Source organism: Roseateles sp. P5_B10, assembly GCF_056400485.1.
On sequence record NZ_JBFULE010000212.1, the window covers coordinates 1 to 7,483 of the forward strand.

At 65.5% G+C, this 7,483-nt stretch carries 8 protein-coding genes; 5 read left to right on the plus strand and 3 right to left on the minus strand.

Features of this window, described 5'->3' with window-relative positions:
* Window positions 1-591: TRAP transporter small permease (locus AC1DU6_RS14560; RefSeq protein WP_477857914.1), on the minus strand; the 591-nt coding region annotated here is incomplete at its 3' end.
* 125 nt (window positions 592-716) lie between these two features.
* Window positions 717-1,727 (minus strand): TRAP transporter substrate-binding protein, encoded by a 1,011-nt coding sequence (locus AC1DU6_RS14565; RefSeq protein WP_056194552.1) that lies wholly within the window; start codon window positions 1,725-1,727, stop codon window positions 717-719.
* Window positions 1,728-1,846: 119 nt separating this feature from the next.
* Here AC1DU6_RS14565 and AC1DU6_RS14570 point away from each other — a divergent pair, with 119 nt between their 5' ends.
* Window positions 1,847-3,772: a sensor histidine kinase gene (locus tag AC1DU6_RS14570; protein WP_477857916.1), complete on the plus strand. Its 1,926-nt coding sequence runs from the start codon at window positions 1,847-1,849 to the stop codon at window positions 3,770-3,772.
* On the plus strand, window positions 3,765-4,370 hold the full coding sequence (locus tag AC1DU6_RS14575) for a response regulator transcription factor (protein ID WP_457321150.1): 606 nt from the start codon (window positions 3,765-3,767) through the stop codon (window positions 4,368-4,370). Before AC1DU6_RS14570 ends, AC1DU6_RS14575 begins: the two co-directional genes overlap by 8 nt.
* 59 nt (window positions 4,371-4,429) lie before the next feature.
* Here the strand turns inward: AC1DU6_RS14575 and AC1DU6_RS14580 are convergent, their stop codons facing one another.
* Window positions 4,430-5,032: a hypothetical protein gene (locus AC1DU6_RS14580; protein ID WP_477857918.1), complete on the minus strand. Its 603-nt coding sequence runs from the start codon at window positions 5,030-5,032 to the stop codon at window positions 4,430-4,432.
* A 217-nt stretch (window positions 5,033-5,249) separates the two neighbouring features.
* Between AC1DU6_RS14580 and AC1DU6_RS14585 the strand changes: the two genes are divergently transcribed.
* From AC1DU6_RS14585 to AC1DU6_RS14595, 3 genes are all read left to right on the plus strand, one after another.
* Window positions 5,250-5,441: a hypothetical protein gene (locus tag AC1DU6_RS14585; RefSeq protein WP_477857920.1), complete on the plus strand. Its 192-nt coding sequence runs from the start codon at window positions 5,250-5,252 to the stop codon at window positions 5,439-5,441.
* 131 nt (window positions 5,442-5,572) lie between these two features.
* Entirely contained in the window at window positions 5,573-6,322 is a 750-nt protein-coding gene (locus AC1DU6_RS14590; RefSeq protein ID WP_477857921.1) for a hypothetical protein, read from the plus strand.
* Window positions 6,323-6,785: 463 nt separating this feature from the next.
* Window positions 6,786-7,483 (plus strand): hypothetical protein (locus AC1DU6_RS14595; RefSeq protein WP_477857923.1); only part of this gene is annotated, 698 nt, incomplete at its 3' end.

Below are 7,483 nucleotides of genomic sequence, written 5' to 3' on the forward strand. Positions count from 1 at the left end.
GGTCTGTTCATCCACGCCCTCGACGTGGGACTCGTCATGCTTGGGCAGTTCGCCGGTCTTGTGGAAGGTCCAGCAGACCTGCAGGAAGCGATAGCACATCAGCGCCGAACCGAGCGGGATGGCCGAATAGACCATCCAGGTCGGCCATTCCAGGTCAGGCGTCGTCGGGCCTTCGTAGACGTCCTCGCGCGGCTGGCCGATGAGGTCCAGGAAGGCGTGGTGGGCGCCGTTGTCCCAGACGAAGGTGCCGCCCAGCACGGCGATGGCGCCGGTGAACAGCGCGCCGGCCAGCAGGCCGAAGATGACGAAGCGGCCGCGGTTGGCRGGCGACATGCGGTTGATGATGACGTCCACGCCGACGTGGATGCCGGTGCGCACGCCATAGGCCGCGCCGAACTTGCACATCCACACGAACAGGATGATGCAGAGCTCCTGGGCCCAGCTCATGTGGATCTTGAGGGCGATGTCCTGGATATAGGGCAGCCCGGCCAGGTAGCGGTGCACGACGGCGAAAAAGATCACCAGCGTCGCCGCGGCCATCAGGAAGGAGATCATCCACTCCTCCAGATGATTGAGCGCTTTGTTCAACATGAGTTTCTCCAACCGCTTCCGGCGGACGCCAGGCGGTGTATTGACCGAGCGAAGCCGCGGAACTGGCTTTGCCAGGCCGCTGGCTTGCCCCCTGGGGGGCCGGCGTCAGCCGGTACGGGGGGGGCTTATTTCGGCGCGACGAAGCCAGCCGTCTTGTAGGCGGCCTCGATGGTGGCCTTGCCGACGCGCGATTCCATCTCCTTGTGGACGGGCATCAGCGCCTTCTTCCACTCGTTGGTCTCGGCGGGCGTCGGCGTGTAGATGGTCACCTTGCCGCTGGCTTTGATGCCTTCCAGCGCGCGGCCGTTCTCGGTGCTGGCGATGGCGTTGGCATAGGTCGTGGCTTCCTTGATGGCCGCTTCCAGCTGGGTGCGGATGTCCGCCGGCAGGCCGTCCCAGAACTTCTTGTTGACGATGACCGCATAGGCCAGGTGGCCGTGATTGGACATCGTCATGTGCTTTTGCACTTCGAAGATCTTCTGCGTGTAGAAGTTGCTCGGCACGCCTTCGGTGCCGTCCACCACACCGGTCTGCAGTGCCTGGTAGAGCTCGGAGAAGGCCATCACCTGCGGGATGGCGCCCAGGGCGCGCATCTGCGCGTCCAGCACCTTGCTGGACTGGATGCGCATCTTCATGCCCTTGAAGTCCGCCACGTTGTGCAGCGGCTTGTTGGCGCTCATGATGTGGAAGCCGTTGTCCCAGTAGGCCAGGCCCTTGATGCCCTTGGGTTCCAGCTTCTTGAAGAGATCGGCACCCAACTGCCCGTCGGTCACGGCGCGGAAGGAATCGGTGTCCTTGAACAGGTAGGGCAGGTCGAAGACCTCGAACTCCTTGACGCCCAGCGGCCCGAACTTGGCCAGGGACGGCGCCAGCATCTGCACCGAGCCCAGCTGCAGGGCCTCCATCTCTTCCTTGTCCTTGTAGAGCTGGCTGTTGGGGTAGAGCTCGATCTTGACCTTGCCGCCGGTCTTCTGCTCGGCCAGCTCCTTGAAGCGCTGGGCGCCCTTGCCCTTGGGCGTGTCGGGCGCGACGACGTGGCTGAACTTGATGACGATGGGGGCCTGGGCGAAGGCCGCCGTGGGCAGGCTGAAAGGCAGGGCCAGGGCGGCGGCGAGTGCGAGACGGCGCAGGATCATGGTTTGTCTCCGATATTGGAATGAGGGGTCTGGACGGCATTCTTCCGAGCCCGGGACCCTGCAGATAGTTGTGGAGTTCCACATTTCGCGCGGCCTACTCTCTTCTTAGACTGCACTCCATGACGCTGCGCGAGCTCTTGACCCGAAGCCTGTGGCTGGCACCCCTGGGTTTGTCCCTGGTGTTCGTGGGGGGCGTGCTGACCTGGGTGCGCGCCAACGAGGCCGAGGAGCAGGAGCTGCAGCGCCAGACGCTGATTTCCGACGCCCTCAGCACTGAGGCCCAGCTGCGCGACCGCATCGACGAGGAGCAGGCCCATCTGCGCCAGCTCGCCGCGGGCCTGGCCGGCCAGGTGCCCAGCACCGCGGCGCTGGCGGCCCACCCCGAGGTCAACGCCGGCCTGCGCCGCCTTTGGTTGGCTGTGACCTGGCTGGACTCGCGCAGCAACCGCGTGCTGGCCGAGGTGCCGGCCGAGTCCGAGGCCAACCGCTATGAGGACGGCCTGTCCCTGCACCTGACCGCCCGCGTCGCGCCCGACGGCGTGCTGGTGGTGCGTTATGCGCCAGCCCTGCTGCTCAAGCGTGGCGTGCCCTGGTGGCTGGCGCGCAAATACGACGTGCAGCTCATCGACAGCGCCGATCAGGTCATCGCCTCCACGACCGAGTCGCCCCTGCGCGCTGCCCTGGGCGAGAAGCCGAGCTACCGCGTCGCCCTGACCGGCCCGCTGCGCGCCAGCCCGCTCACGCAGGCGACGCTGACCGACGCCGCGCTGGAGCTGACGGTGCGCGACCCCGCCGTCAACGGCGTGCGGCCGCTGGCCTGGGTGCTGGTGGCGGGCTTCCTGCCGCTGATCGCCGTCGCCAGCTGGTTGCTGCGCCGCCAGATGCGCCAGGTGCAGTGGGCCGAGGTGGCCGGCCGCACGGAGGCCGCCTGGCGCCGGGCGATGGAAGACTCGGCGCTTGTTGCGCTGCGCGCCCGCGACTTCGACGGCCGCTTGCTGTACGTCAACCGCACCTTCTGCGACATGGTCGGCCTGCCCGCCGAACAGCTGGTCGGCATGCTGCCGCCGATGCCTTATTGGCCGCCCGACGCACTGGCCGAGGTGGCGGAGCGCAACCGCCGCAACCTGGCCGGCCATGCGCCGCGCGAGGGCTACGAAGCGCATTGGCGGCACGCTTCAGGCCGCATGGTCGACGTGATGGTGTTCGAGTCGCCGCTGGTGGATGCCGGCGGCCGGCAGATCGGCTGGATGGGCAGCATCATCGACATCACCGAGCGCAAGCGCCTCGAAGACCGAGAGCGCCGCCAGGTCGAGACACTGGCCCACAACGCGCGGTTGACCATGCTGGGCGAGGTCGCTTCCACGCTGGCCCATGAGCTGAACCAGCCGCTCACGGCAATAGCCAGCTACGGCGCCGGCATCACGAACTCRCTGGCCAAGCTCGGCGTGCAGGACGAGCTCGTGCTCGGCGCGCTGCAGCGCCTGGGCCAGCAGGCCGCGCACGCCGGCCGCATCGTCGCGCGCATCCGCGAGTTTCTGACGCGGCGCGAACCTCGCCACGAGCCCTGCGATCTGCATGAGGTCGTCACCGCCGCCATCGAGCTGCTCAAGCGCGACTGCCAGCGCCGCGGCGTCACGCTGGACGTGAGCCTCGCGCCGGGCGTGCCGGCGATGCTGGCCGACGCCGTCCTGATCGAGCAAGTGGTCATCAACCTGGTGCGCAACGCCGCGGATGCGCTGCAGGCGCGCCCGGCCGGGAACGGCGGCCGGCGCATCGCAGTCAGCAGCCGCGTCGTGGGCGACTTCGTGCGCGTCGATGTGCAGGACAACGGCCCTGGCCTGCAGGGCCGGCGTGTCGAACAGCTGTGCGCGGCCTTCTATTCCACCAAGGCCGACGGCATGGGCATGGGCCTGGCCATCTGCCGCTCCATCATCGAGGCCCATCAGGGCGTGCTCGACGCCAGCGAGGCCGCCAATGGCGGCGCGCTGTTCTCGTTCAGCCTGCCGCTGAGCCCGCAAACCCAGACGGAAACGATCCATGGCTGAAGGCACGATCCATCTCGTCGATGACGACCCTGGCGTGCGTGACGCACTCGCCTTCCTGATGCGCTCGCGGGGCCTCCATGTGCGCGCCTTCGACGGCGGCCCGGCGCTGCTGGAGATGCTGGACCGCGAAGGGAATCCCAAAGGCGTGTTCCTGCTCGACGTGCGCATGGAGCCCATGAGCGGCACGCGCCTGCACGACGAACTGCTGGCGCGCCGGCTGAGGAACCCGGTGCTCTTCCTGACAGGCCATGGCGACATCCCCATGGTCGTCGAGGCGCTAAAGAAGGGCGCCTTCGACTTCCTGGAGAAGCCCTACAGCGACAACGCCTTGGCCGACCGTATCGAGCAGGCCCTGGCCGTGGACGCGGCCATGCAGGCCGAGGGCGCGCACGTGGCCGAGCGCAGCGCGCGGCTGGCCAGCCTGACCGAGCGCGAGCGCGAGGTCATGACGCGCGTGGCGGCAGGCAAGCTCAACAAGGTCATCGCCGACGAGTTGAACGTGTCGGTGCGGACCGTGGAAGTGCACCGGGCCCGGGTGTTTGCGAAGCTGGGCGTGCGGTCGGCGGCGGAGGTGGCGACCTTGCTGGCCGGGCGATAGGCGGCGCGGGGTTCAGCGCCGCGACCTCAGGAGGTCAACGCGGAGATTCGCAGCTGAAGTCAGGCCGCAGCCTTAGTTGCGCGTGAGGCCGCGACGCCTAGGGCCGCCTCGATGCCTTCCGGGGAGACCAAGCCATGGTATTGCCGCTGCAATTCCTCAAACACCGAGTGATTCACGTCCCCGACGAGGAGGCGTGACGCCGTCGCGAACACCGAGCGCCTTTCGCCATCGGGGCCGAGGAACTCATCCTCCGAGCCCTTCTTGACGGCCACGGCCATTCGCGAACGCAGCTCCGCCAGGTCGCGGTTGGACCAGTTGCTGACGATCGCCTCCAGTTGCGACAGCGCGGTCGCCACGATGTGCACGGGCATCTCCGAGAGGGCCGCTGCACCTTGCCGGGCCAGTTGGTGTTCCACGTAGCCCAGATGCCGCATCACCCGCCGCGTCGACGGATGCTGGCCCAGCAATTCGGTGAGGGCCCGTGCCAGCGCCTCCGCTTCTGCGGCTGCCGATTTCGACAATGGCAGCTGGACCGGCGAGGCCGGCTGGCGGGGACGCCGGCGCGCGATCCGGCGCAGCGCGGCCCACAGCGCGGCAGTGAAATTCCGGCTCAGCGGGCCGCGACGCCGATCCGGCCGGCGGGAGGAGGAAGGTTTGGACATGGTTCCCTTTACTTCATGGGACGCACGACAAATTGGTCAGGCCAGATTCGATCATGCGGATGGTGGCCTGACCAGAGAACTATTTAACGGTGACGGGCCGATGAAGCCGGCCGGCCACCCGCCGGACGGCCGAGGGACAGGTAGCGCCGTGCTACCGCGAGGCACGGCGTCGCGATGCGGGGCGCTCACCGCGCCCGCGAGTGCCCAGGAACCGACAGTGCCCGGCTCCGTGCTGCGCGAAGCGCTGGGCGAAGACCTGCTGGAGAAGGTGCCGATGGATTTCGAGACCGCATCCGCTCTTGTGGAGGGGCTGAACCAGCTTGACGTCGAGCTTCGAGCCCTCTCAGCGGCGACGGACTGGCCCAAGCGCCTATCCCAGTTCAGGGGGCAGGTCGCGCCTGCCGCTTAGGCGGATCAACGAGTGGCATCCAGGCCGGCTTGCCGTTGTAAATAGCAACTGCACCCTGGATCCGGGGGGCTGGCGCAGCAGCGGGCCTCATCGAAACTCCTCGCGATGGAGCCACGCCAGGGAGGGATCAGATGGCTATCGATTTCGCGCTGCAGCGGCCCTGTACGGCCCGGCGGTACACGCCGGAGGTCAAGCTGCGGTCCATGGTCAGGCACCGCGGCATTGCGGAATTCGCGATCGCCCAGTTCCGCGAGAAATTTCCCCACGCCGACAGCGAGACGCTGACCAGCAAATGCACGGTCGAGATCACCGTCAAGAGCCCGGACGGGACGGCCAAGCAGACACAGGTGACGGTCGGGCAACTGCTGGACATGATTGCGCCGCTCAGCGAGCTGGATGGCGAATGCAAGGGTTGTCCGGCCAATCTGTCGGGCCAGGCCTTTGGCTGCATCGGCAAGGTGGACTACCCCATTCGCAAGGAGGCCGAGGACTGGCTGCTCGCGCGCCTGCCCGATGACGGCAAGGACGCCAACCTGGTCCTGCTTCTCAAATACCTCGCCGACCTCGGCATCGACGGCGCCCCCGTCGAGGCTCAGCGAGCCAAGCCGCGCGTGTTCGAACGCAAGGAGGTCGCCGTCAGGAAATGGGGCGGCTGGCTGGGCCCCAAGATGCAGATCACATCCAGCCAGCTGCTGCAGATGCTGGCCTTCAGTGAATCCATCGGTCCCGAGCAGGCCCAGCTCTACAGCCGGCTGCTCGGCCTGGGCAAGCTGGGCTCGGAGCCGGGGGAAGCATCCGACGCGGTAGAACAGTTCCGGGTCTTCCTGCGGGCGGTCAATCTGGCGGCGAGGTTGAATGCGAAGCTGGCTGTTGAAGCTTAGGGTTCCCGTTGAGCAAAGGCGGCTCAAGGCTGGGGGCTGTCCTTGGTAGTTGGCGCCCGAGGGTCAGCAAAGTGCCCAAAGCGGAAATCCTCCGGTCCGCAGCTCCGGGCTGGCCGTCGATTTCCAGTTTTGGCGATTCGATGGTCGCTGCCGCCGCTACCGGTCATTCGCCGCCCCGCGGGGCCGAGTGACTGCTGCACATCCAGGACCTGCCGCTCGGTGGAATCCGTCCCAGCGACGCCTGAGGTCCAGCGCCCCACACCGGTCAACAGCAGCTCTGAAGGGCTTTGAACTGGAGCCATCGACCGACAGCATGCGCGCGCACAGCGGCCGCTGAATCGGCCTGGCGCATGGCAGTTTTCACCGAGTTCGTGCGAGCCAGGGACTGGCATCATCTGAGCGCCATACCCGCCGTTTTCGGGCTACGGCTCGCAATTTTGAAACCACTAAACTGGAGAACCCCTTGATTTCGCGCCGTAGCTTTGCAGCAGTACTTTCGGTTTCATTACTGACCGGAGGATGTGCCACAGTAGACAAAACTGCGTTCTCGTCCGAGTCCAAGAAGAAGATAAAAACAGTGGCGGTAATATCGGTAGCTGAGCCAGAAAAGTATTTTCTAAATCCAGGACAAGCACCAGGCGGCGCGGCCCTCTATATGTTCGGAGCCATTGGGGGACTAATTTTGGGAGGAATCGAAGCCACACGAGCAGAGAATGCAACGAAGGAGTTCACCGCCTCTGTCAAGCTCACCAATCCAGACGTCGCCCGGCACTGGAATGACAGTGTTATTGCTCTTCTCCAGTCCAAGGGTTATGAAGTTGCCCAATTGGCGCAATTGCCCAAAAGAGCCGATGGTAAGGAAATAGACTGCTCCTCGATATCTGGAAAATTCGATGCCGTACTTTTTAGCTCGATTTCCACAGGTTATTCAGTAGAGTCCGGAGTGGAGCCGCGTGTATTCGCGTCGGTAAGATTGGCTTCAAGCAATTGTACAGAAACACACTTTTCAGACGGAATTGTCTACTCGTCAAAGCCTCTTGGGAAATTCACACATATTGTGCGAGACACCAAGTTTACCTTTCCAAACCGCGATGCTCTCTTAGCAGACCCTCAGAAGGCAAAGGAGGGACTTCGCACTGGCCTTACCGAGATAGCGAAGCG